13 protein-coding genes are annotated in these 24,313 nt (G+C 67.5%); 4 read left to right on the plus strand and 9 right to left on the minus strand.

The genetic code is table 11. From position 1 onward, the window contains the following. Window positions 1-53: 53 nt before the first annotated feature. Entirely contained in the window at window positions 54-695 is a 642-nt protein-coding gene (locus ACOKM3_RS25760; protein ID WP_426903394.1) for an ATP-binding protein, read from the plus strand. Here the strand turns inward: ACOKM3_RS25760 and drmB are convergent. From drmB to ACOKM3_RS25780, 4 genes are read right to left on the minus strand one after another with little or no spacing between them, the layout of a single operon-like run. After that, window positions 689-2,554: a DrmB family protein gene (drmB, locus tag ACOKM3_RS25765; protein WP_426903395.1), complete on the minus strand. Its 1,866-nt coding sequence runs from the start codon at window positions 2,552-2,554 to the stop codon at window positions 689-691. The genes ACOKM3_RS25760 and drmB overlap by 7 nt on opposite strands. Then, window positions 2,551-5,808, minus strand: a complete 3,258-nt coding sequence (locus ACOKM3_RS25770) for a helicase-related protein (RefSeq protein ID WP_426903396.1) — start codon at window positions 5,806-5,808, stop codon at window positions 2,551-2,553. The genes drmB and ACOKM3_RS25770 overlap by 4 nt, the downstream gene beginning before the upstream one ends. After that, the gene (locus tag ACOKM3_RS25775; protein ID WP_426903397.1) at window positions 5,805-7,709 is read right to left on the minus strand and encodes a UvrD-helicase domain-containing protein; all 1,905 of its coding nucleotides are present in this window, start codon (window positions 7,707-7,709) and stop codon (window positions 5,805-5,807) included. Before ACOKM3_RS25775 ends, ACOKM3_RS25770 begins: the two co-directional genes overlap by 4 nt. Then, window positions 7,706-12,457 (minus strand): DEAD/DEAH box helicase, encoded by a 4,752-nt coding sequence (locus ACOKM3_RS25780; protein WP_426903398.1) that lies wholly within the window; start codon window positions 12,455-12,457, stop codon window positions 7,706-7,708. The genes ACOKM3_RS25775 and ACOKM3_RS25780 overlap by 4 nt, the downstream gene beginning before the upstream one ends. 505 nt (window positions 12,458-12,962) lie before the next feature. Between ACOKM3_RS25780 and ACOKM3_RS25785 the strand changes: the two genes are divergently transcribed. From ACOKM3_RS25785 to ACOKM3_RS25795, 3 genes are read left to right on the plus strand one after another with little or no spacing between them, the layout of a single operon-like run. Continuing rightward, window positions 12,963-15,101: a helix-turn-helix transcriptional regulator gene (locus ACOKM3_RS25785; RefSeq protein ID WP_426903399.1), complete on the plus strand. Its 2,139-nt coding sequence runs from the start codon at window positions 12,963-12,965 to the stop codon at window positions 15,099-15,101. Further along, a complete protein-coding gene (locus ACOKM3_RS25790; RefSeq protein WP_426903400.1) occupies window positions 15,101-16,093 on the plus strand; it encodes a hypothetical protein in 993 nt (330 codons plus the stop codon). Before ACOKM3_RS25785 ends, ACOKM3_RS25790 begins: the two co-directional genes overlap by 1 nt. Beyond that, window positions 16,090-16,977, plus strand: coding sequence for a DUF6339 family protein (locus ACOKM3_RS25795; protein WP_426903401.1), 888 nt, complete (start codon window positions 16,090-16,092; stop codon window positions 16,975-16,977). Before ACOKM3_RS25790 ends, ACOKM3_RS25795 begins: the two co-directional genes overlap by 4 nt. On the opposite strand, the gene ACOKM3_RS25800 is transcribed toward ACOKM3_RS25795, so the two are convergent. The 5 genes from ACOKM3_RS25800 to ACOKM3_RS25820 are packed head-to-tail and all read right to left on the minus strand — an operon-like array spanning window position 16,964 to window position 24,256. Next, window positions 16,964-18,235: a DNA cytosine methyltransferase gene (locus tag ACOKM3_RS25800; protein WP_426903402.1), complete on the minus strand. Its 1,272-nt coding sequence runs from the start codon at window positions 18,233-18,235 to the stop codon at window positions 16,964-16,966. The genes ACOKM3_RS25795 and ACOKM3_RS25800 overlap by 14 nt on opposite strands. 42 nt (window positions 18,236-18,277) lie before the next feature. Continuing rightward, window positions 18,278-19,270 carry a DNA cytosine methyltransferase gene (locus ACOKM3_RS25805; RefSeq protein WP_426903403.1) on the minus strand — a complete coding sequence of 331 codons (993 nt, stop codon included), beginning with the start codon at window positions 19,268-19,270 and terminating at the stop codon, window positions 18,278-18,280. Further along, window positions 19,267-19,665 carry a very short patch repair endonuclease gene (locus tag ACOKM3_RS25810; RefSeq protein ID WP_426903404.1) on the minus strand — a complete coding sequence of 133 codons (399 nt, stop codon included), beginning with the start codon at window positions 19,663-19,665 and terminating at the stop codon, window positions 19,267-19,269. Before ACOKM3_RS25810 ends, ACOKM3_RS25805 begins: the two co-directional genes overlap by 4 nt. Before the next feature lie 53 nt (window positions 19,666-19,718). After that, window positions 19,719-22,706, minus strand: a complete 2,988-nt coding sequence (locus ACOKM3_RS25815; RefSeq protein WP_426903405.1) for a Z1 domain-containing protein — start codon at window positions 22,704-22,706, stop codon at window positions 19,719-19,721. Beyond that, the gene (locus ACOKM3_RS25820; RefSeq protein WP_426903406.1) at window positions 22,706-24,256 is read right to left on the minus strand and encodes an ATP-binding protein; all 1,551 of its coding nucleotides are present in this window, start codon (window positions 24,254-24,256) and stop codon (window positions 22,706-22,708) included. Before ACOKM3_RS25820 ends, ACOKM3_RS25815 begins: the two co-directional genes overlap by 1 nt. Window positions 24,257-24,313 lie beyond the last annotated feature (57 nt).

Genomic DNA, 24,313 nt, shown 5'->3' on the forward strand with positions numbered 1-24,313 from the left:
CGCTCTCAAGTCGAGTCGTGAGGAGCCTGGTTGTGGACTGTGCATCCACTTGCATGTCACGAAAGCCTTGGGACCTGGCCTTCACGGCCGAGCCCGAGGAGGTGGCCGGCCTGCGTAACGTCATGCGGGCACACCTTGAACTCTGGGGCCTGCACGGAGTGATCGAATCGGCCCAACTCTGCGTGAGCGAGCTGGTGGCCAACGTCATCACGCATGTGGGCACCGGAACTCCCACCACTCTCGCCGTTTCGATGAACGGCACGTACTTGCGCATCGAGGTGCATGACCCCGACACGAGGGTGCTGCCCACGCTTCTTGCCGCCGACCCGGGCTCGGAGTCGGGTAGAGGGATGGCTCTCGTCGACGCGGTGACCGACCGATGGGGCGTCCAGCTGAGGGCCGAACGCAAGGTCACGTGGTGCGAGCTGGCCACGGACCTGATGTCCCCGGACGGGCACGGGGGAGGATCTCGGGTCACGCGGGCCGAGGCCGTGCTGACGCTGAGCGGAAGCCTCAAGTCGCCGTACGCGGTGGGCTTCGGAAGGGGCGGCGTCGCTGTGGTGGAGGAGACGGCGATCGACCTGATCGCCGATCTCCTCCACTGGCTACGGGCGCACGGGTGCGATCCGGACTTGGCTCTGGATCGGGCTCAGGACCATTTCGAGGCGGAGGCTGTACAGGAGGGCAGTCAGTGATCCAGGAGATTCCTGAAGAAGCCGATGGTCGGGTCTTCGGGAGTTCCCACGAGGAGGGCCCGGTCGAGCAGGATATTGTTGTGCTCGCAGCTTGTCTCGGGAAGCATCAGGCAGGCATGGCAGGCCGCGAGATTGGCGCCGTAGGTCCCGGAGGGGCCGGACTCTATGCAGAGCGGGTCGGCCGAGCACCAGCAGGCGCGGCGGAGAGCCGACAGCAGGCTGGCCGCCAGCGTCTTGGGCTCGCCCTGGGCGACGAGCCCGCCCAGGCTTCCCGCCGAATCGCTGGTGGCGGTGTAGATCAGGAAGCCCGCCATGGTGGCATCCGAGTAGAGACGCTCGCGCAGTGCCGCGGCGGGATATCCGGCGTCCAGCGACCACTCGTTGATCAGCACATGCGCGAGCGTGTGCAGAAGGACCATGCGGGGCGTGCCGGGAGAGCGGCGCGGGGCCGCACCCTTGGGTGCGGCCTTGACCAGCGCGTCGTCGTGGCGGTTGGTCATCCGGGCGACCCGATGCCGTATCTCGGGGCGCCGAGACCACGCGTCGAGACGGCTGTTCTCGAGGCGGAGGAAGACGCCCTCGCCGCTGACCTCCATCGCCGGGAGCCAGTTCAAGGGCTGCAACGACAAGGGAGCGCCTTGCTTGTCGGGGACGGCGTCGGCCTGGACGATGCGGGTGAGGCCCTTCAGGGCACGCACCTCGCGCAGTCGCTTCACCAGCATCGGTCGATCCAGGCCGAACGGGCCAAGACGGTTCCTGTGGTCCTCCTTCGGTGGCTCGCACACGAACTGTTCACGGCGGTCGGCCCGTTCCGGATTCCCCTCGGTCATTTTCATGTACTCCTGGCGCAGGAGGACGCGGTACTGGGCGTCCGGGAGTTGGGCCTCGTCCGATTCGGGATCGGGGTCGTCCTGTGTCTCGGCGACGAGCAGTTCCGCCACCCTGGCGGCGTTGATCGGCGGGTTGCCGTTGAACTTTCCGTTGAGGACGAGGGAGATCTCTCGCTCGGTCTCGCACTCGCGCAGTTGGTCCCAGATCTCATCCAGTGGGTCGGTGCTGCCGTCGCTCCACGGTGGGATGGACAACGCGGACTTCAGGACGGGCTGCCACACGCTGGAAGCGCCACGCTGCAGAGTCCGGGGCGCGGCGGTGCAGTCCTTCTCGTCCGGCGCGCCCTTCAACCAGGGCCGTCGTCCTTCGCACCGAATCTTCAGGTCCCAAAGAGCCTGGCGGCCGAAGGCGCCCTCCATGGACACCTCCTTGACCGTTCCGCAGGTGCAGGAGATGACGATCGAGCGCAGGGATGCCGTACGCCCGGTGGAATGCAGCATGAGCGTGCCGCCGCAGCCTCCCGTGGTGCCGCCGGGACGGTTGTCCCGGTGCAGCCACTTCCAGTACGGAAAGTCGTCGATGTGCCCCTTCTCGCAGGCGATGACGAAGCGAGAGGGGACGAGATCCTTGGCGCAGTCCTGGCAGGTCGCTTTGCCGGCCGGGGGGTTGAACTTTGAGATCGTCTGGAGCTTCTCGCATCCCGGGCAGCTGTGCATCAACGGGAACCGGCGTACCCGCATGCCGTCCGTACTCCGCTCGTCGGAGCCCGGCGGCAGCCGGAAGTGGGTCACTCCGAGGCTGCGGGCCAGTCGGTGCTCGTGCACCTTGGGTGCTTCCTTCTCCGACCAGCTCGCATCCGCACCGTCGAGGCCACTGACGATGAACGACTCCTGCTCGAAGGCGACGAGGGAACCGACCCCGTACGTGGTGACAGCCTGAGCGCGACGCACGGCGCCCTTGCGGGACAGGGCCTGGCGCGGGGCGCCGGACGTGCCGCCTGCGGTGCGGCGCTGCCTGGGGGGAGTCATCGGGTGGCCTCCATGAAGAGTGCGGTCTCGGCGTCCACGTCGCGCATGCTCCACAACGTCGACCAGGCATCCGCGTTTTCGGACCGGTCGTCGAAGGGACGCAGCAGCGAGGGTGGGCCCTGGCTGGTGGGCGACTCGTACAGCAGCCGTCCGTGTGCTTCGGCAGCTTCGCGCCACCAGTCGACGAACTCGTCGAAGGCGTCCTCGGTAGCCTCGGCCTCCTTCTCGGCGATTCGGCCGACCCGTTCAAGGAGCGCGGGACGTACCAGCGTCTCGATCTTGTCCAGGTGCGCTTCGATCTCACCGGCCCTGTGGTTCTCACGCAGCTCGGGTACGAGGATGCGGGTGAGGGCGACCACCACCGCGTGCAGGCCGCGATCGCGGGAACGGGCCGAGAAGGGGGTCACGGACGTCGACTCGACCTCGCGGTAGAGGGCCGAGTGGAAGTACTGGAAGTTCTCGTAGTGAGAACGGTCCCGAGAGCGTGCCGAGTTGAGCATGACGGCGACCAGGCCGGGGTGACGGCGCCCCACACGGCTGGTGGCCTGGATGTACTCGGCGGTGGTCTGCGGCTGACCCATGACGGCCATCAGGCCGAGTCGGTCGACATCGACCCCTACGGCGATCATGTTGGTGGCGAGCAGCGCGTCGACGGCCTCCGGGTCGCCGTAGCGGCGCTCCAGATTCTTCAGTTCCGTGGGCACTTCGCTGGCCCGGAGCCGGCTGGTCAGCTCGGCGACGATGTCGACGTCACGCGGTTCGATGCCGTCACGTTCGGCGAGCAGCTTCAGGTAGTCCTTGACGTCGTCCTCGACCTGGAGCTTGGCCGCCGAGAGCAGCCGCAGGCTGTTGAAGTAGCCGACCAGCGTCCAGTACGCGTCCCGTACTTCCGGGGCGAGATCGGCCCGCATGGCCTGGTGAAGCAGCGTCGCGTAGGTGCGGATGAGGAGCGTGGACTGGCTGGTGCCGGGAGCGAACAGGCCGACGTACTCTCGTGTCGCCTTGTCTTCGGGGGGTGCCTCGATCGCGAACCACGAGTCACGCGCGTCCAGTCCCGCGGGCGGGAACTGATGTACCTCACGGTCGAAGAGGCTGTGGCCCTGCTCGGCGGCGCGGCGGATCGTGGCCGTGGAGGCGATCACCTTGGGCGTCTCGCACAGGGCGTCCACCGCGGTCTCGTAGAGGCCGGTGAGAGTGCCGAGCGGGCCGGAGATCAAGTGCAGTTCGTCCTGGACGATGAGTTCCGGCGGCGGGGTCGTGTCGCCGTCCCGGTCGCGGTTGAAGAGAGCGGCCGTCTGTGAGCGCCATGGCATCGAGGCGAACTTGTCCACGGTGGCGATGACCAGGGTGGGGCGAGCCGCGTAGACGGCCTCGTCCACCAGGTGCACCGGGAGGCCTTCGGTGAAGTCGCAGTCCCCGCCACGGCAGCGCACCCACATGCGGCGAGCAGCTTCGTCGACGGCGTAGTCGGTGTGGTCGAGGTCGGTACCGCACCATGGGCAGACCTGGAGCTGGACCGGATTCTCGGTGTCCAACTCGCCCTTGTCCGCGATGTCGGCGAGGCGCTTGCCGGCCTTCTCCAAGGTGTTCGGTGTCGCCGATTGGCCGACCCACATGCCCAGCGAGATCTCCTCGCCGCCCAGCTCCTCCGGCATGGTCCGGCGCAGCTTCTCCATGGCGCAGATCAGGATGGTGGCACGCTCGAACTGCTGGAGGGTGAGCAGTCGCAGCGTGTACCGCATAAGGACGGTGACGCCCCCGCCGTCGTCGTTGTCGCGGTGTCGCAGCCGGCGCAGGAAGGCGGTGAAGGCGATCAGACCGAGGTACGCCTCGGTCTTGCCACCACCGGTCGGGAACCAGAGCAGGTCGGAGATCTTACGGTCCGGATGCTTGGGGTCCTCGATACCGGCCAGGCACAGCAGGATGAACGCAATCTGGAACGGTCGCCACTTCGCGGCGTCCCGGTCGGGGGTGCCCTTTCGGCCTTCTTTGATCCAGGCGCTGCGTGAGCGCTGATCGGTCATGACCTGGTTGGCCAGCCGGAACGCCAGCATGACGTCGGGATTCTTGGCCAGGACGTCGATGCCGCCGCGCAGCCGCTTCAAGGCCTTCTCGCACGCCTTGATCTGCGCAAGAGCTCCCTCGTCGTGCGGGCCACCGGCAAGGTCCGCCGCCTCGGCCCTCTTGGAGGACACCCAGGCCTCGTAACCGTCGGCGAGTGCGGTCAGGTCCGTAACGATGTCTGTGGGGGATCGAGTGGCCAGCCCGTTCATGGACAGTGCCGCGGGCGCGATCCGCTCGATCTCCGCGTTGGAGTCGGCGAGCAGCACTTCGTGGCGCGGGAGGAACTGGGTTCGGACCTCCTCCACGGCAGCCCGCTCCTTTTCGATCAACCCCACGGATGCGGGACGCCACGTCCATTCGGCCGAGCACCCGTGCCCGACCGCGAACGTGGGCGCGTGCCGATACAGCAGCCGGCTCGCGGCCACCTCGGCATCGAACGAGCCGCTCGACGCGGGGCGCTCGACAAAGGCTCCCGTTCCATCCGCAGCGGTCACCCTCAGTCCGGGCTGGAACAGGGCGTGTGCGTCCGCGAGTTGGTTCTCACCTATGCGGTTGCCGTTGACGAGCGTGACGGTGACCGTCACCGTGTCGTCGGGGCTCGCCCCGCGGACATGAATGTCCAGCTCCGCTCCGCCGTCGCCCAGCGGCTCGCGGTGGCGCCCCGGGCGTGTGACATCGAACGTGAGCTGATTCAGATCGAGTTGGCGACGTCGCCAGTTCTCTCGCTGGTCGGCAGTGGTGCGGGCGGTCGCACGCGTCGCCTCGACGCGGTTGCCCTTCTCGTCGACCGGCTCGTACACGGCGGCGCGAGCGGTCACCGTGATCGATGACGCGATGTTCGGGGCGACCGCGAAGGTGAGACCGGCCGACGACGGCTTGCGATCGCCCGCGGCGGGAGGCTCGGGTACACCTCCGTCGTCGGAGCCGCCGCCCGACACGATCGGGGCGTCGTCCAAGCCGTCGTCGGGGTTCTGTTCCGAAGCGTCCGAGCGAACGGGTTCGGCGCGTTGAGGATGCAGCACCCCGACGACATACCGGGTGATGGGCGCGTCATCGGTGAGGATCTCCGTGAGGTCCTCGGCATCGTCCGCCTCCGTGGGGCCCAGCAGCTCACGCCGCAGGGCGTCGACCAGGCCGAGCCTGGCCTCGTAGTGGGCGTCATGGCCGGGGGTTTTGTCGCTCTTCGTCACTCCGCGCTCTCCTCGTAGGCCGGCCATTCGAGGTGACCGAGTCCGATGATTCGTGGGGCGAGCCACACCCCCCGCAGGCCCAGGCCCGCACTGTTCGACGCGGCCGGTGTTCCAGCCGCCGTGACCACCGCGTCGACGCGGCAACCAGCCACCGCCAGCGGCCAGATCGGTTCTTTCCGACCGGTCTTGAGGATCCTGTACAGGTCCCGCCGGAAGGTGTCGGACACCTCTCCGATCACATGGTCGCCGTGGAGGATCTCGTACGGAGGGCTCTGTCCTTCGCCCATCATGACCTGATGGATCTGCCGGACCTCGATGAGATCTCCCGGTCGCACCTCGTCCCGGAGGTACGCCTGTACGGCGACGGAGGTGCCATCGGCATCACGTGGCGGCACGGTGTGATCGACGTCGCCTCCGCGCAGTTCGACGCCGGACCGCTGCCACCGCTTGGCACCGAGGCCACCACGGTAGATCCGATCACCGGCCGCGATCTTGCGGAGCTTGGCCACCCAGGGGGACGGCAGGTGGTACAGCTCCTCGCGTGGTCGGGTCATCGCCACGTACAGCCCACGTGCCTCTGCAGGCATGTCCGGTTCATCGTGAATGGCACGCAACTCGGCTGCGGTCGGCGGTGTGAGCACGATGACACGGTCGAACTCCAGGCCCTTGGCCCGATGCACGGTGGACACCACGACGCGGGTGGTCACCGGATCCGCCAGATCCTCAGGAAAACGGTCCTGTTGTATCAATTGGCGTATTCGACCGAAGTCCAGCCCCTGGCTGCCGCGGGCTGCGGCGACCCCGCGCAGCGCACGCCAGGCTCCGGTGGGTTCGTTGCCCTCGGGAAGACTGATGGATTCCAGCAGGGTGTGGAACCTGCTCTCGGACACCGTGGTGGCGTCGGTCCTCGTCAGAAGGTCGGCGACCCAGGCGGGTACCGGCCTGTCCCGGGTGGGCCTCCGCAGAGCGTGCTCCACCCCGTTCTCATACAGGATTTCCGACACCCTCAGCGCCTGCCGGTTGTCCCGGGTCAGGATGGCGACCCGGTCCTGAGTGGTCCGCAGCGACGCCAGGAACAGCTCGTCGTCGACGGATGGGAAACCGCCCTGATCCATCAGCAGGGAACGCAAGCGGTCATAGACGTCCTCGGCCGCCACTTGTGCGGCCGCTCCGAGGGGAAGACTCCGCAGTTCCTCGCCGAACGCGAGCACGCGACGCACTTCGCCGCTCGCAGCGCGGAAGTTGCGGGTGAGGTGGTGCTCCTCGTGGTCGTCGAACGAGTTCCGCACCCAGTCGAAGAACCGGCCCGCCTCCAGATCGCGCTCGCCGCGATCCTCGACCTGGAAGCCGTACACGAACTGGGCGTCGTCGCCGACGACGGTGAACCCGGCGGACTCCCTGTGCACGTCGATCAGAGCCTCGACCATATTCCGACGATCGCCGACGAGGTCCTGGGCCTCGTCGACGACGATGTGCGCGGGCACACCGGCAGCGCTGCTTTCCACGGCCCCCTTTTCGATGGCCGCGGTGGCCTCGCGGATCCGCTCGTCGAAGGGCCTGGTCGACCAGTCGGTGTCCGGATAGGCGCCGGCGAGCAGTTCGAGAGCCCATGAGTCGAACGTCCTCGGCCGCACGGTGCGGGCGGCCCCGCCGTGCCTGCGGAGACGGTCTGCCAATTCGCGCACGGCAGCGCGCGAGAAGCTCAGTACCAGGAGCTCGTCCGCGCTGACGGCCTCCTCGGGATCCGGGTGGCCAACGAGATGATCAAGTCGACCGACCATGGTGTGGGTCTTGCCCGCCCCCGCGCCCGCGGTCACGAGGACCCGGGCGTCCCAGGGGCGTTCCACGATCGCGCGCTGCTCTTCCGTGAGCGTCGGGCGGTCGTCGGAGGTGTGGGTCACTGCTCACTCCACAGGTGATCGAACCGGGTGAAGGCCAGCTCGGTGTCGAAGTTGGTGATGTTGTCCCGTACGTCGAGGATCAGGCAGGTGTCCTTGCCACCGTTGAGCGGACCGCGCAGACCGCGCCCGATCATCTGCATGTACACGTTGGGGCTGTACACCGGCCGGGCCACGACCACCGCGCGGGTTGCCGGGGCGTCGAACCCCTGTGTGAGTACGCCGTAGTTGGTCAGCACCCGAAGCCTCCGGTTGCGGAAGTCGTCCACCCGATGCCGACGATCTGCGGTCGAGGTCGACGCGTCCACCGAGTCCGCGGCGATGCCGGCGAACCTCAACTTGGCCGCGAGGAGCTTGGCGTGGTCGACGGAGGTCGCGAAGACCAGGACCGGCCAGTCCGTCGGCATGTCCCGGATCTCCGCGACGATGCGGGAGCTGCGGTCGTGGTCCCCGGCAAGTCGGTGCTCGGCGGACTTGGACAACGCGCCCATGGTCTCGGCCTGCTCCCGCTCACCACGGTCCAGGGTGATGGACCCGCCCACGAGCTCCCGGTGCTCGACGCGGGCCAGCACCCCCAGCTTCTGCAGTTCCTCGTACGGGTCGTCGCCGTCGAAGATCCCGTGGTCGAGGCGGTCGGCGCCGAAGCGGTTGACGAGGCGGCGGGTCTCCTCCTCGTTGGTGTTGCGAAACGGCGTCGCCGTCAGGCCGAGCAACGGACGATCCGTACGGTGGGCCTGAAGGCCGAGCAGCTTCAGGATCTCGGTGTAGCGAGGGCCCACGGCCGTGTGCGCCTCGTCGACGATGACGAGGGAGGCGCCACGGAGCCACGCGTACGAGTCGGAGATGAGGCATCCGGCGTCCAGTTTGGCATCGGTGGCGACTACCAGATGGGGCATGTCGGTGACGTCACCTGCCTCGTTGGACGACCACAGGCGGCTGATCGCCAAGGGGGTCTCCGCGCCCACCTTTTCCCACACGAACTTCCAGCTCTGGACGGCCTGTTCGCACAGCTCCTCCGTCTGGCCGATCCACAGGATCGGCCCTGGGAGGGCACCGACCTTCTTAACCCAGCGGATCACGGCCTCGGCCGCGACGCGGGTCTTCCCCGCACCAGTCGGCAGCGAGAGCATCGCTCGCTTCGGAGAGATCTGGTCGAGCATGTCGACGATGTTGGCCGCAAGCCGTTCCTGGTAGTCGTGCAGGCGCGGGAAGTCGCGCGGTCCTGCCACCTCGATGCGCGGGTCCAAGGTGGTCTTGCGATAGCCGGCGAAGGACTCCGGGAACTTCAGGTCGGACACGAACTTCACGGACGCGGAGGAGCCGCCGTAGTTCTCCGGGGCGTCCGGATGGGCGAGACGGATCTCGCGGCGATACTGGCGCAGGACGGAGTCGCCGTGCGCGTTGAACGCCATCTGGGCGATGCGATACTCGCTCGGCTCCCCACCGCCGTTCTCGTCACGTTCACCGTCCAGCAGACCGGCCGGGAGTCCCTCGCGCAGGGCATCGGCGCCGACCATCAGAAGCAGCTTGCGGACGATGTCCTCCTCGTCGCGGATGGCCGCGCGACGGGCCAGGGCCTCCTTCGATGCGGCATCGTGGCGCTGCCGTGCCAACAGCTGCTCGCAACCCTGTCGACCGAGACGCAGACCGAGCGCCTCGTCCACAGCACGGAGCGTCGCCAACTCGTCGGCGTCCTTGCCCACCAGGATCAGCCCGTCCTGACGTGTGGTCTTCAGCGGCGTGGCCCGTATGCCGTGGGGGGTGCGGGTGATCTCCTCCAACTCGCTGACACGCTGCAGTTGGAGACCCCTGACCGTGTTCCGGTGCCCGTACTGGCGCAGGACGGGGAGGACCTCGTCCACCGGCCGGGGCTCGCCGTCCGCGACGTAGCGGGTCTCACGGGTGATGACTTCGCTGTGGCGACGCATGCCCCACAGGGAGATCAAGGTCTCGGCCTCGTCGGCCGTGGCGGTGAGCAGGGCGGGGACCCCCTCGGCGCGCAGCGCGCTGTACTCGGAGGGGGAGGAGGTGACGGCGATCTCCTCATCGGTGCGGCGTTGCCAGTCGGCACCGATGCGGCAACGGGTGAGGTACCCCTCGTCGAATTCGTGGTTGATGGTCGCGAGCATGGCGTACGTCGAGCCGACGAAGCTGTCGTTGTCCGTGGCGTCCAACTGCTCGAGCAATCCTTGCCAGAGGCGCCCGGGGACGTTCTCGAGCTCGGCCGGGAGACGGAGAAGACGTGCCTTCTCCTCGGTGATGTCGGCGACCGGGAGCACGGAACGGTATGCGGCGAGCTGCGGCCCGACGGCACCTGCAGGCTCACGCAGGCCTTGGGTGGTCTCGACCCGGCCGTGTCGCTGGAGCATCCAGACGATCGGCGAGCGGACGGCCCTGCGCGTTCCCGCCTGGGCTCCGATCTGCATCGTCCAGGAGCTGATCAGTCCTGACTGGGGAAGCGCGGCGACGAAGCCGGCGCGGGCCTTCTCCGACATGTGCGGCAGCAGGTGCAACGGGCCGCCGATCGCGGCGCCGTCGAGGCGGACTCGGGAGAGAGTGGGCCGCTGAGCGGTGCCGTCAGACAGCTGTTCGCAGTACGTGGCGTGCACCGCGGCCCGGTACTCCTCGAACCACTCCTCGCCTTCCGGCCGGTGTTCCGAGGAGGGCCGCTCGCGGACGCCGATGCTGCTGAGGAAACCCTTGGAGTCAGCGTGGAAACGGACATCGACGGCGATGGTCGGGTCGCTCTCTGCGGTGACCACGGGACCGGGAAGCATCACGTCGCGCAGTGGTCGAAAGGTGCCGTCGGCAGAACGGACGCGCAAGGTGTCGCGAGGGTCGGCGATCCGTCGCTGGACCTCGTGCCCGACCGCGGTGGCGCCGGCATGGTGGAGCAGTTCCCAGAACCGCTGCCATTGCTCGTCGCCGTAGCCGACGAAGCCCTGTTCCAGGACGCTGAGAAAGCGACCTCGGACATCGGCCTCGCGGATGCCGAGCGAGTTCAGGGAGCTCGACAGGGCAGGGTCGTCGGACAGAGCCGGAGCCACGTACACGAGGGACTCGCGCAGGCCGTCCCTGGAAGCGCGGCGGAAAACCTCGCCGCCGACCGGTGCGACCAGACCGTTCTCCTCCGTGAGGACGATCTTCGCGTGGCGGGCCTCGGTCGCGCACTCGGCCCCCGTGTCGATCATGTCGGCGACGATCTCGATCGCGGCGGCGGAGGAGGCCGCTGTGCCGTCCTGGACAAGAGCCTCGAGCCACTCGCGTACGCCTGCCCGCTTCTTTCCCGCCGTGGACAGGATGTGCTCGACCTTGCCCGCGCGTAGGGGCGTGGCCTCTGCGGAGGGGTGCAGCCAGTCGACCGGGCGGCTCGGGTGGGCGTTCCAGTAACTGGTCCAACGCCGCACCGACTTGGTGTCCTTGCTCAGATCGGGGGTGATGTTCAGCTGCTCGGGCCGGCGCAGTACACCGTCCTGGTCGGGCAGTGAGGGCAGTTCGACGGTCGCCTGCCACACCTGGTGGGTCAGGTTGTTGTCGGCCCAGATGACCGCTTCCTTTTCACGACCGGGCAGCAGGGGAAGGTAGGCGCCCGGGTCTTCGGCGGGGGCGAGACTCGGCAGAGAGGACACGACCAATCTGGCGGCGGTCTTGATCATTTCCGTATTGAACGGAGAGGAGTCCAGCAGGTTCTGCCGGTCCTCGTTGGTCTTCCAAGGACCGTTGAGGATGCCACTCAGTCCCATCTCGTACTTGGTCGGGAAGAACGCCCAGAAGCGTCCACGACCGGTGGGGACGGTGAGGAGGTCGTTGTCCTTCGTGTATTCCGGGACAGCCCAACTGAGGTCGAGAGTGGCCCGGTCGTGCAGCTCCCCGGCATCATCGCGGGCGGTGGCGGACGGAGTGTACGCATGCGCGAACACGCGCCACCGCGTCGTCACGGGGTGGCGTCCGGTCCGCTCCTCCCGAATGACGTGCAGATCGTCGTCGCTGTCGACCCGTAGGACGCGTGCGATGGGCGGAGAGACGCGCCGGTCCTCCAGCACGACACGGGAGACGTGCGGTGAGAAGAGCTGGAACCCGAGAGGGAACTCCTCACGGCCGCCGACCTTGCCGCCCCCGAACATGTCCAGACCGAGTTGCTTCGCCGCGCCTGGCAGCAGCGGCAGGCGAACGACCGTCGTGGCCATGCGCATCAGCCCGTCGAGTGTCGGGTCGGCCTCCCGCTCGGCGTGCTCGTCCAGTGGACGGGCCATGCGGAGCACCGGCGTCTCGAAATCTCCGCCGAGCTTCTCCACGACTCCGGGAACCTCTCGGATCAGCCTTGCGGACCATTCGCGATCGAATCCGAAACAACCGGTGCGGCTGAAGAATTGGGGAGTGTCCGTCACAACGAGCACGGATTTGACGCCCACACCGAATCTTCCGATCTGGCCCCCACGCTTTCGAGAGACGCTCATTCGGAGAATGGTTTCCGCGCCTTCGGGGGTGACTGGTGTCCCCTCGTTCGCACAGTAGAGATGCGTCTGCGTGAGCACCACGTGTGTGATGCCGCCCGGTTTGTTGGCGATCTCGTCCGCCGCGTTCTGCACGAGCTCGAAGAGCTGGCGGTCACCGTAGCCACCCTTCGTGATGCGCCGCTCGCCGTTGGCGTGCTCAGGTACGAGGCCGGGGTCGGCCTCGTACGTCCTGAGGACGCGGGCGGACTGATCGACCACGGTGGTCAAGACGGGAAAGGTGGGCTCAGAGGGCATCGAGTGACCTGCCGTTTCAAAAGAGAGGGAACAGGTTCTTCCGGTTCTTGTGCGTACCGAATTTGATTCGGCTGAGGCAGGAATGTCCCTCGATGCAATGCGAATATCGCATGCGGAAAGGCGACGCGGGCTCCCGCACCTTGAGAGTCGAATCACTACTACTGTCGAACTGCTGCTGGAGCAGTGGCAGGTGGGGCCGCTGTTCCAGACGGTAGACCGAGTTTTCGACATTGCGCAAGACGCGAATTGAAGATTCCGCATCTTCTGTGCGAGTCGGGGACTTTCGGCCCGACCCACATAGGGGCGGAAGGCTCGAATTGGGGCATCTCACCCATACCGCCCTCCCCTTGAGTCCTGTCGTCAACCCCGACTGCCGTCAAACAAGATTTGACGACCTGGTCGATGTCAACGACGTCGAGGTACCGTGGTTCGGTTCCCCGGAACCCATATATGTCCCGCGAGGGTCTCTCCGGATCCGAGGCCCCGACTTCGAGAGCAGGTGTACGTGGACGCGAGCGAGGACTTCGGCCCCTGGTTGGCCAGGCAGCTGAAGATCGCCGGCATGACCCAGACCGAGTTGGCCGGAAAGATCGAAGTGACACGTGCGGCGGTCTCCGCCTGGATCACGGGCCGGGCCACTCCGCGTACCGAGACCATCGGACGCATCGCCACGGCCCTGGGTACCGATACCGCGACCGTCCACACCCGCACCACGGACACCCAGGCGGGTCTGCCTGTGACCTGGTACCACCGTCCACAACACACTGACGGCGGACGGGAATTGGGTAATGCTGCAGCCTTCGCCTTCGACCCGGATGTCGAGGTGCTCGCCCGTGAGACCTGCCAGAACAGCCTGGACGAACGACTGAGCGGGAGTGGCCGCCCGGTCCAGGTCCGTTACACCCTGCACGAGTTGACCGGCGAGCACATGCATCGCTTCCTCGAGGCCGCGCAGTGGGACGAACTGCTGCCCCACTACGAAGCCGTCGCCGACCAGGACCAGAAGGTCGGCAGGGTGGTGGCCGCAGGCCTACGTGACATGCGTGAGCGGCAGCGCCTGGTGCTGCTGCGCGTGGACGACTACAACGCCTCTGGGCTCACCGGTGACGACTACGACGACGGCCGCTTCGCGGCCGTCGTCCGCCGCCAACTCGACAGTCGAAAGGAGGCAGGGTCCACCGCCGGTGGTTCATACGGGCTCGGCAAAGCCACCATCTGGGGAACCAGCCGCCTCGGCCTGGTTCTGATCAACTCGACGCTCTGCGAGCCCCACGAGGGCCGCACTCACGGACGCGTCGTAGGCCGTCTCGACCTGCCCTGGCGGCAGGTCGGCGACCAGGCTCTCGCGGGCCCGGCCTGGCTCGGCCGACCCGATCCGGCGTCGACCGGCGCGGAGGTCACGCGTTCCTGGTGGGCCGAGGCCGATGAGATCGAGCGCCTCCATCTGACGCGCGACAGCGACGAGCCCGGCACTTCCTTCCTGATCGTCGGTGCGTACGACATGGCCTCGTTCGATGAACGGACCTCCGACGAGGCGGGCGACGAGGACGAAGGGGCTTCCGTGCTCGCCATGCGGGATCGGTTGCTCAAGGCCCTCGGTCGCAACTTCTGGGCGGCGATGGCTGGTGGCGGGGGCCGAGCCCCGATGCTGCACGCCTCAGTTCGTGTGCTCCGCGACGGTGTCGAGATCGACTCCGAGAAGCATGTAGATCCGGAGAAGGAACAGCCGTCCCGTACCCGCGCCGTCCGTGCTTTCCTGAACGGGACCACCGTCGACAGGCGGACGCACGCCGATGACGTCGCCCTCACCACCGTCACCGTCAATGTGCCCCTCGAGGGCGGCGCCAGGGGTGGTGAACCGCACGACGCCGTGCTCCTGGTGACGCGCGCAGACGATGACGACGACCGGCACAACCGGCTGGTCGCCATGCGAGGCAACCGCATGGTCGTGCGTGACAGTCACGTGCCCGCGCTGCCCGGCAACGTGCGACCGTTCCAGGCCGTTCTCCTGGTCGGACTGGCAGCTGGAGCCGACGTGCGGGGAGCCGGGGCGGCCGAGCGGTTCCTGCGTGCCGCCGAGCCGCCCGAACACAACAAGTGGCGTCAGACCGAAGAGTTGGCCGCTCTCTATTCGTACTCGGCCCACCGGCGTATCTCCACACTCGTCCGTGACACGAATGCGGCCGTCAGACAACTGGTCGCCTTGCCCAAGACGGAGAGCCCTGTAGGCGGGGATGGGTTGGCGAAGGCCATGACGAAGCCGAACAAGCCCAAACCGCGTCCTCGCCGTGGGCGCGGCGCGCCCACGGCGCCGGTCCTCGACACCGTGGAGGCGAAGCCGATCGCCTCCGGCGCCTGGGAGGTATTCGGAGAGATCAAGCCGGGCTCCGTTCCCGAGGCCGTGTTCGCCGTCCCGAGCGCACGGTTCGCCGTGCGCTCGGGGAGCGCGCCGCTCATCGCCTGGGAGACCGTCGAGCCGATCGAAGGATGCGAATGGGTGGAGCAGGAGGGGCGGCTGACGTTCCTGCCTGGATCGCGCCGCGCCACCTTCCGGGCGGTCACCGACCCGTCCACCCACCCCGTCCGCGCGAGCAGCAGTGGCCTCGTCGTCGAACTCCGCACCGGTGAGAAGGAGCAGCGCTGATGGCGAGAGTGATCCGTCCGTACCCCACGCTCAAGGGCACGGTCGCACTGCGTGTGCAGGCGGCGAGCGTCAAGGGACCCGACGGCGACTGGGAGCACCTCGATGTTGCTGTCAGCGCCGACCGCACCACAGCCCTGGGATCCGCCGACACCGTCGGTTGGAACACGGCCCGCCTGCGTGTCTCGGCCACAGTCCCCGCCAAGGCGACAGCCGTGGGTGAACCGTGGGCCGCCGTAACGGTGTGCGCGATCCTCACCGAGGGCGCCACCAACCTCCGTGTCATCACCCTGCTGCGTCCTTCGGAAGAGCCCACCGAGTGGGTCGGCGATCTGGACGTGCTGCGCGCCGACGTTTCGCACCGGGCCACACTCACCGTGCAGGTCGTCGGAACCGTGGGGGGTGTCCCCGGGCGCATTCTGGCTGAGCCGGACGAGAACTGGATCGTCGACGTACGTGCCGCCCAGCCGGAGCGCGGCCAGACCTTCACCGTCCGTGAGACGGCCTTCTCCCGGTCGCCCACGTGGTTGCGGAACCTGCCCGATCTTCCCTGGTCGGTCAACGCGGCCGGCGACCGGCCCGAGGTCCGCCTCAACGCCGATGTGGAGCGCTTGGCCGAACTCCTGGACGCCCAGGGCGACACTCCCGCGGGTGTCGTCGGCGGCCTTCTCCTCGCCCAACTCGGCGAAGCCATGTGGACGGCCACTTTCCATGCTGCGCTCGGTGATCTGGAGTTCGACGAGAGCGACGGCACTCCGCTCTTTCCTGTTGGCTGGCGTGGCGAGGCGCTGCGGGACATGCTTCAGACCGTCCTGCCGGACCGTACTCCCACCGAGGCCCTGCGAGAGGTACATCGACGACGCACCGGGGACCACGGCTGGGCCGAGCTCCAGTCCCGAATCCAGGCAGCCGCACAGGAGCGCGCCAGCCTCGCCAAGGTAGTCCGCGAGACCGTCCGAGCACTGGAGAAGATCGACCGCGAGGAGTCCGAGTGACCACCGAAAAACCCTCCTACATCCCGGAGTTCCTCGGTCTGCTCGATGCGGAGACAGCATCGGAACAGCTCACCGAGGGACTGCTGACCGGCACGGAGAATCCGCGCCCGATCGCCCTCTCGGATCTCGCGCGACCGCTGCCGGAGGAGGACCGGTTCCGGGCCGAACCGGTTCGAGCACTCCTCGATCGGGCCATGCATCTGTGCCGCAACGAGAAGCCGACGGCGGCGGACGAGTGGCTCGCCCCCCGTCTGCACGCGACACTGCGGCTGACCCGTGCCGAGGCGGCGGACGCTGAACTCTGGTCCTACTTGGCGCTTGTCGTGGCACCCGACTATGTCGTGTGGCGCCATGGTGGGTCGGGAAAAGTCAATGCCGACCGCTTCCAGGGCCCGCACTACAAGCAGACGTTCGCGCGCCTGTGGTGGGCCGCCGAACTTTTCCGAGACGGTGGCGACTACCTGCCCGCGGTCCTCACCTGTAGGAACCAGGACATGCTCAACACGGCTCTACGGATGGACGTCATGGACCACCGGCCGGTCGCCCAGTCTGTCGCTGTCCTCTTGAGCCGAGGAACTGTCTCGACCGGTCGAGAGGTCAACGCGCTCTGTTCCGTCGTGAACGCCGCCGCGATGACCCTTGCTTACGACGTGATCGCACCCGATGCCGAGCGCGACGCGAACGCCGTCGCCGACTGGATCCGCTACGAGACCGCTCTCCGCGGTGACCTCGTCCTGCCGACCGGCCCCGCCGAGCCGCATGTCCCGAAGGGGTCGGTCGACACTCTCACGGAACTGTTCGCCGACCTCTTCAAAGACGCTCCGGTCCGCGGCCGTGATCAGGAGGCGGACACGGCCGAGGCCGAGGAGGTCACTTCTTCGTGACCTCGTCCTGCGGAGGACACAGGTCGGTGCATCGGTCCTCATCGCCGCATCCCCGCTCGCGGAGTTCGGCGGCTCGTTCCTCACTCGCGGGTTCCCACTTGAGTGCGGATTCGATCGGGTCCTCCGGCAAGGGCACCTCGAGCGCCGCGCCGAGGACGTGCATGGCGAACAGCGGGGGGACTGCGTTTCCGACCTGCTGCGACCGATCATTTCCGGACCACGGGTAGTTCCCGGGGAACGTCTGCAGAGCACCCGCCTCCGGGATGCTGAACCGTCCGTGGTCCTTGTCGTCGACCAGGATGACGTTCCGCGACACCTTCCCGGTCACTGTGAACGCTGGGAAGTGGCTGGAGCGCCTGCCCCGCTTCTTCGGGTCGCCGCCGGAGCCGTAGTTGGACACCACGACGAAGTTCTCCGGCAGGGCCGTCGTTCCCTCCGCGTGGGGCAGGAACGGACCGGCTGCCTTCAGGGCTGTGTGCATGGAGCGCCAAGGCTCCGGCTCGGCCGAGTCGAGGTGAGCGTCGAACTGCATCTGTTCCTGCACAGGGGCATCGACGGATCGTTCGTACGGAGCCCGTGGATCGAAGCTCCGGAAGATTCCCTTAGGGAGTTCAGGAACGCTTCCGAAGTCCGCCTTCTTTCGCCGCGCGATGAAGATGGCTCGCTGCCTGGTCTGTGGCACACCGTAGCGTTCCGTTCGGAGCACATGCGGTTCGGCGCATTCATATTCGAGTTCGCCGGTCAGGCTTTCCAGGATCTCCTTGTACTCCTGCCACACGGGCAACGCGGTCGGTACCTGTTCCAAGATGATCGCGTCGTAGGGCTTGCCGTACTCGGCATTCCTCTTCAACAGCCAACGCAGCGGCTCCAACACCAGGGCGGCGCGAGGGTCGAGCTTCCCGAGCTCCTTGTCGATCTCAGGGTTCTCGTGATCGTTCACCAGGGCCTTCATGAGGTTCATGAGCTTCCTGAGATCCTCGATCTGCCCCCGGCCTCTCCCCTTCCCTGCGACTGAGAAGGACTGGCAAGGAGGCCCGCCGGCCAGGACGTTGAAGTCCTCGGGAATCTCCGAGAAGCGCTCTCTTCGCACCTTGGAGACATCGCCGTGAATGGTGTCCAAGCCCGCTTGGTAGCGCGTCAGGCAGGCATTTCTGTCCCACTCGATACCCATGCTCGGAATCCCGAGAAAATGTGCCGCGACATCCAATCCGCCAGGACCGGCGAAAAGGTCGAGGATCTTGAAGCGTTGTTCAGGCACAGTGGATTCCGTTGCTTCGGGAGGGTGGTACGGGATCGGATTCTAGCCGGCGGACAGGTGAGACGGGTGCCGCAGGGCGCTCTCGATCGCCCGCCCCAACGCGTTGGCCACCGGCGGCGGGCACGCCTGGGCGATCAGCCCGTACCGCTTGGTCTTTCCGCCGGTGAATCGCCAATCGGCCGGGAAGCCCTGGACCAGCGCCGTCTGCTCCACGGTGACCCGGACCAGGCCCGTGTCCCCCAGGTCCGGATTCCAGACGAAGTCGGGGCCGGGCGGCGTATCGCCGTACGACTTCGTGTACACCCCCATCCGCTGCCATCGCCGTTGGGAGCCACGTGGACCGAAGTCAGGACCACCGCGGTTGGTGGACCCGCCCACGACGGTGGGTGCCACCTGGTCGGCCTGCGCCGCCCATCGTGCGGCGTCGGACCAGCCATGCGAGACCATGGAATCCAGGAGCGCCTCGCCGAGGGCGACCGGTTCACGAACAGTGGACACCGGCAGCCGGAACCTGTCCGCGTACTCCTCGCGTACGGCGATGAGCAGCCCCACTCTGCGGTCCTGAGGTACGCCGAAGTCCATCGCGTTCAGCACCGTCCAGTTCAGCCGGTACCCGAGGTGTTCCAATTCGGCGTGAGCCAGCTCGCGCATCGGTGCAAGCTCCTCCGACTCCACCATGGCGGGCACGTTCTCGATCACCAACACCCTGGGGCGCACGGCCGGTACGAGATACATGGCCGCTCGGAACAACTGCACCGCTTCGTCGTCCGAGGCTCGCTGGACGGTTGCCTTGGACCGAAACCGTGGAACCCCGGCGAGCAGCACGTCGACGTCGTAGACCTCGCTGCTCTCCACCGGGTCGAAGTCCATCAGGTCAGCCATGTCGATCGGCCAGTCGGGCCGGTTGAGGCGGAGGATCTCGCAGGCCAGCGGGTCGTTGTCGAGGAGCAGGCGGGGGTGTAGGCCGGCCTGCTCCATGCCGAGGGCCAGTCCTCCGGCGCCACTGCACACATCGACGAACGTCAGCTCGCTCACTGTTCTCCCCGCCCCCTCGCCGCGCGCCTACGCTCGACCACGTCCGACACGACGGCCACGACATCATCGGGAGCCTCGTGCTCCCAGAAGCGCAACACTTCCCACCCCAGCGACTCGAGATGCGTAGTTGTCTCCGCGTCCCGCGCCATGTTCCGGTCCAACTTCGCCCGCCACCACTTCGAGTTGGCCTTGGGCTGTGTCGCGTGCCGTGGGCAGCCGTGCCAGAAGCAGCCGTCGATCAACACGGCGACCTTGGCCCGCGTGAAGGCCACGTCGATCCTGCGCCGGGCCATGCCGGGCACCGGGTACTCCACGCGGTAGCGCATCCCCTCGGCGTGCAGCAGGCGACGGACGGCGAGCTCGGCCGCCGTGTCCTTGCTGACCTGCCGGGACATGCGGGCAGAGACGCCGGGGGAGGAAGGTCTCACGCTGTCCATGCAGTGGTGCCTCAGGAAGGTTCGTCGCCGGTGTCGATGACGACTGCATCCTGCCGGCTCGAGTCGATGGTGCGGAATCGGACCAGCGGGCGTCCCGCTCCCACGGACGACGCCGGGGCCACGAAGGAGAAGGCCATGACGAGCTCTTCCGGGGCCATCGTCCCGTCGGGGGAGAGCTGCGGCTCGGCTTCCACTACCGGGTAGAGCAGCACGGCGCCACGGCGGGGGCGTACGTGCTCCTCCACTGTCGGGTTACCGACCTCGGTGAGGGCACCGGCGATCCGCAGGGCGGCAGCGCGGTGCTTGGGCTCGCTGATCGCGCCGAACAGCGCTCCACGGCGACGGGCCCGTCGAGCGGGTGTGAACGGGCCGTGGCCCAGGATGCGGGCCTCGCGCCGCCGCGCCGACGTCTGCATCGGCGCGATCACGCACCAGTCGTCGATCGCCGTCAGGCCCGACCCCGCCCCCAGCAGGAACTCCAGATGCGGTGAGAACTGGCTCGGGAGCGACCAACGCAGGTCGCACAGAGTCTTCATCAGCGTGTTGTGGGAGACGGTTCCCACCCGCGCCTCGTACGGGAGCGCCTCTCCGACCGCCAACCGCACCGGGTCCGCGTCCAGAGCAGCGAGCACGGGTTCCCAGCAGTCGGTGTTGTGGGCCAGGCTCCCAGGAACGTCCGGGTATGCCGTCGGCTCCACCCACGCGCCCGGCGACCGCACCTCCACCAACTCCGCATTGAACATCTTGTTTCGAGCCGAAGGCCTGATCCACGGCAGGTGCTGGGACACCAACGGCGGGATCTGGGCCGGGGTCAACTGAGGTTTGCCGTCAACCAGTTCGGCGTAGCGGGAGAGCTGGTCGCGGAAGAGTTCCTCGTCGCGGCAGATGGCCTCGAACGCCTCGTACAGATCCACAGTCGTGGCCGGTCGGGTTGCCGTCGCCGGGCGGAGCGTCTCCTCGCGCCCGATGTAGAGACGCACCAGGTCCCGGTATCCCTCCCGGAACCCGAACCATCGCCCCATCTGCATGAGCGTGTCCGCCTGTTGTGTCTTGCGGCGGTAGTACGTGACTGTCAGCCCCTCCACCGTGAACCCGCGCGACAGCTTGGTGCCGCCGACCAGGATCTTCCAGACATGCGGGGTGCGGTCGAAGTCCAGATCGGTCTTGGCGTAGTCGCTTTCCTTGTCGCCGTTGACGACGACCACGGCCGACTCGCCCTTGTTGATGAGCTGACGGGCCCGGGAGAGGTAGGGACGCAGTTCGTCGAAGGAGGCCGGGGTGGGCAGGCCGTCGGCCCGGGCCTCGCTGACGCGTGCGAAGTCGGATGCGTAGAGGTCGCGGAGCCGGGCCTGTCCGGTAGGGCCGAGCGGCGCCGACTCGTGCCACAACCTGTCGATCCGGTCGGCGAGTTGGTTGTGCTCCGCCATGCGGACAGACTCGTGGACGAGCATGGTGTGGTGGCGGAAGCGCTTCTCCGACACACCATGGGCGGCGCGGTAGAGCTTCATCGCGCCGGCGAGGAGGAACGCATCCAGAGCTTCCTGCAGACGGTCTCCCGTCGAGTCGTACACACCGCGCACGTGCGCGAGTTCCTGGGAGTTCGCGACAGTGCGGTCCTCGGGAGGGATCGGGGACTCCAGGTCGTGGAAGTCCTGTACGCCCATGTACCCCTCGGGGCGCCGCAGGGAGATGAGGAAGTCGTTGGGGAAGATGTCCTCGCCGTCGGCCGGGTCGATGAAGACGTTGGCGAAGGGGGTCGCCGTGTAGCCGACGTACTGGGACCGCGGCAACAGACCCAGCAACTGTGAGATCAGGCCGTTGATCGCCGTGCGCTGCGGGGCGTCGCCTTCCCACTTCTTCGGGTCGGTGGTGTTGACCGACGCCTGGTCCGACTCGTCGTCGATGATCAGCGCGGGGATCTCGGCGAGAAGGCCCTGGGCCTGTATCTGCTTGAGGTCCTTGACCAGCTTGGTCAGGACCGACTTGTTCTTCTTCACCACCACGATGCGGGCGGCGGTGTGGTGCAGGTTCTCCGGGTCGTAGAGGGGCGCCCGGCGGTTTCGCTTCTCGAATTCCAGGGCTCGGATGCCCTGTTGGAGACCGGTGTAGTCCATGTCGCGGGTGGTGAGCCGGTCGATGTCGGGGCGGCCCTGCTGTGACGGTCGGAAGCCGAAGGAGACGAAGTCGTCCCATTCGTCGTCGTCACCGACGTAGTCGATGCCGACGAGAGTGTCGGGGTCGGTCGGGTCCGCGCCGCCGAGGATGTTCTCCTGGCCCACGAGTTCCTTGTCGAGACGGCGCTGGGTCTGGGCGCGCAGCAGATTGAGGGTGCCGCCGAGGACGATGATCAGGCGGTAGCCCGCGTCGATGGCCTTGGCCGCTACGCCCGTGAAGTTGGCGGTCTTGCCGGACTGTACGTAGCCGACCACGAGGCCCTTGGTCTGACAGGGCTTGCTCTGCTCCGGGTCCGCCATGCGTTCCACGACAGTGCGCGCGGCCTCGTCGAGGTGGCCGACAGCCGCTGCGGGCAGGCCTTTGCGTTCCAGTACCTCGCGGTACTTGGGCCAGTAGAAGGCGTTCCGTGCGGCACGGTCCGGCGTGTACCAGGGGGTCCAGGTGGTGGAGCCCCCGGTGATGACCACGGAACCCGGATCCTTGTGGACGGGGGCGACGGCGTCGAGGGCTTTGCGCAGTTCCGGGTCGAAGCCGAGCCGCTCGTAGACCAGTTGACGGCGTTCGTCCGTGCGGGTCTCAGTGCCTTGGCTCCAGCGCGGGGCATCGGCGAAGTCCCAGTCGGTGAGCCTGCGCGTCCACAGGTCGACGAGGGGCGCGTCTCCCGAGGCGAGCAGGGCTCGGAGGGTCTCCTGGCTCAGATCGGCGCCAGGATGGTCCTCCTCGGCGATATCGGCCGCCGCGTCGAGGAAGGGGCGGGGACGGCGCGTCATGCTGTCGAGTGCCTCGGAGTGGATCTCGAGCAATGTCGCAGGGGCGGTTGTCATCAGGCGTTCTCCTCGCCATCGAAGAAGCGCTCCCGCTGGCTCAGCACCGCCGTGAGCATGATTGTGTTCCAGTAGTCGAGCCGGTCCTGCCGTCGCTTCTCCCAGCGGCCGAGCGCGAAGCAGTCCTCCAGGAGGAGGTAGAGCATCGTCTTGGCGACAGGTGCGTCGTTGAGGCCCCCGCGGCGGCCCGCGTTGAAGGCGTCCCGGTACTGCTTGTTGAGCAGGACGACGTGGTCCTCGCGATCGATGTCGAAGAAGCGGTCCTCGGACAGCTGAACCCAGCTGAAGGTGATCGGATCCTCGCTGCCCCGCTCCGGGAGTTCCTGGCGGACCGCGCGGCGGATCTTCGGGTCGAGGCCCTTGCCCGGGTAGATGACGGGCTTGCGCTCGATCTCGGTGCGTGAGTTGCCCTCGCGGTAGGCGGATTGCGCCGCCTCCAGGTATGTACGGAAAGTGCGGCCCTCGGTGTCGACCGCCTTCTCGATGCCGCGCGCGAAGGCGGGAGTGGCGGTGACGCCCTTCTTCTTCACGTCGAGGCTGAATACGTCGTTGGGGGCGACGGGCAGGTCGACCGCGATGCGGGCGAGGCCGAGGTGGCCTTCGGCCGCGCGGTGGCCGTTCCAGCCTCCTGCCTGGACGAGGCGGTCGTTGCGGTAGAAGTAGAAACCCTGGCGGTCCGCGAGAGGGCCGATGTCGCGGTAGCCGGGAAGCTTGGACTTGGCGGGCCAGACGTGGGCGTGCAGGACGACGTCGCCTGCGCCTTCCACGGGGGCGGTCAGCTCGGCCGGGTAGCCCGGGCGGCCCGGGAGCTTGTAGCCGAAGGGGTCCAGGGGCTCGACTCCGATGTGCTCCAGCTCCTCGCCCGGCAGGTCCACGTGCTCGACGACGATGTCGATGTTCAGGTCGTCGCGTGCCAGGAAGCGGTGCAGGTGGAGGCCCAGGTGGCGCTCGAGACGGCCGATCGCCTCGGAGAGGAAGCGCTCGATCTGGCCGGGGGCCACCGTGTCGAAGTCGCGCACCTGGTCCCAGCGGATGATCGTGCCCTGCCACTGGATCACACCGTCGTAGCGGTCGATGAGGTTCTGGGCGTAGTCCGGGTCCACGGTGTCGCAGCGGAAGCCGTCCTCGATGCCCGCCGCCGTGAGCCGGCGTCCGGCGGCCCGGCTGCGGCGGGTGCGGCTGATGACGCTGAGCGAGGCCGCGTTGGAGAGGGAACCGGCCTTGAGGCCGGTGCCGTAGAGGCCGAGGGCGCCGTTCCCGTAGGCGCGACGTCGGCCGACGGTCATCGCGGCGTCGAGGCCACCGTCGTCCATGCCGCGACCGTCGTCGACGATCAGCAGGCTGACGACGCGGTTGTCGTCGCGCAGGAAGTGGACGACGACGTTACGAGCCTCGGCGTCGATGGAGTTGTCGATCAGGTCGGCGACGGCGACCTCGAAGTCGTAGCCCTGGTTGGTCAGGGCTTTGCCGTATCCGGCATCAGGCGGAAGCTGCTTGCTTCCGGTGACGGGGACCTCGTACTGCCAGTCGGCACTGGGTATCTCGGGCATGGTCGCTTCCACTCGCATCCATCTCACGCACGCGGCGGGGCCTACGTGGGGGAGGGG

Origin of the sequence: Streptomyces nidicola (assembly GCF_050106155.1) — a bacterium.
Classification (GTDB): Bacteria; Actinomycetota; Actinomycetes; order Streptomycetales; family Streptomycetaceae; genus Streptomyces.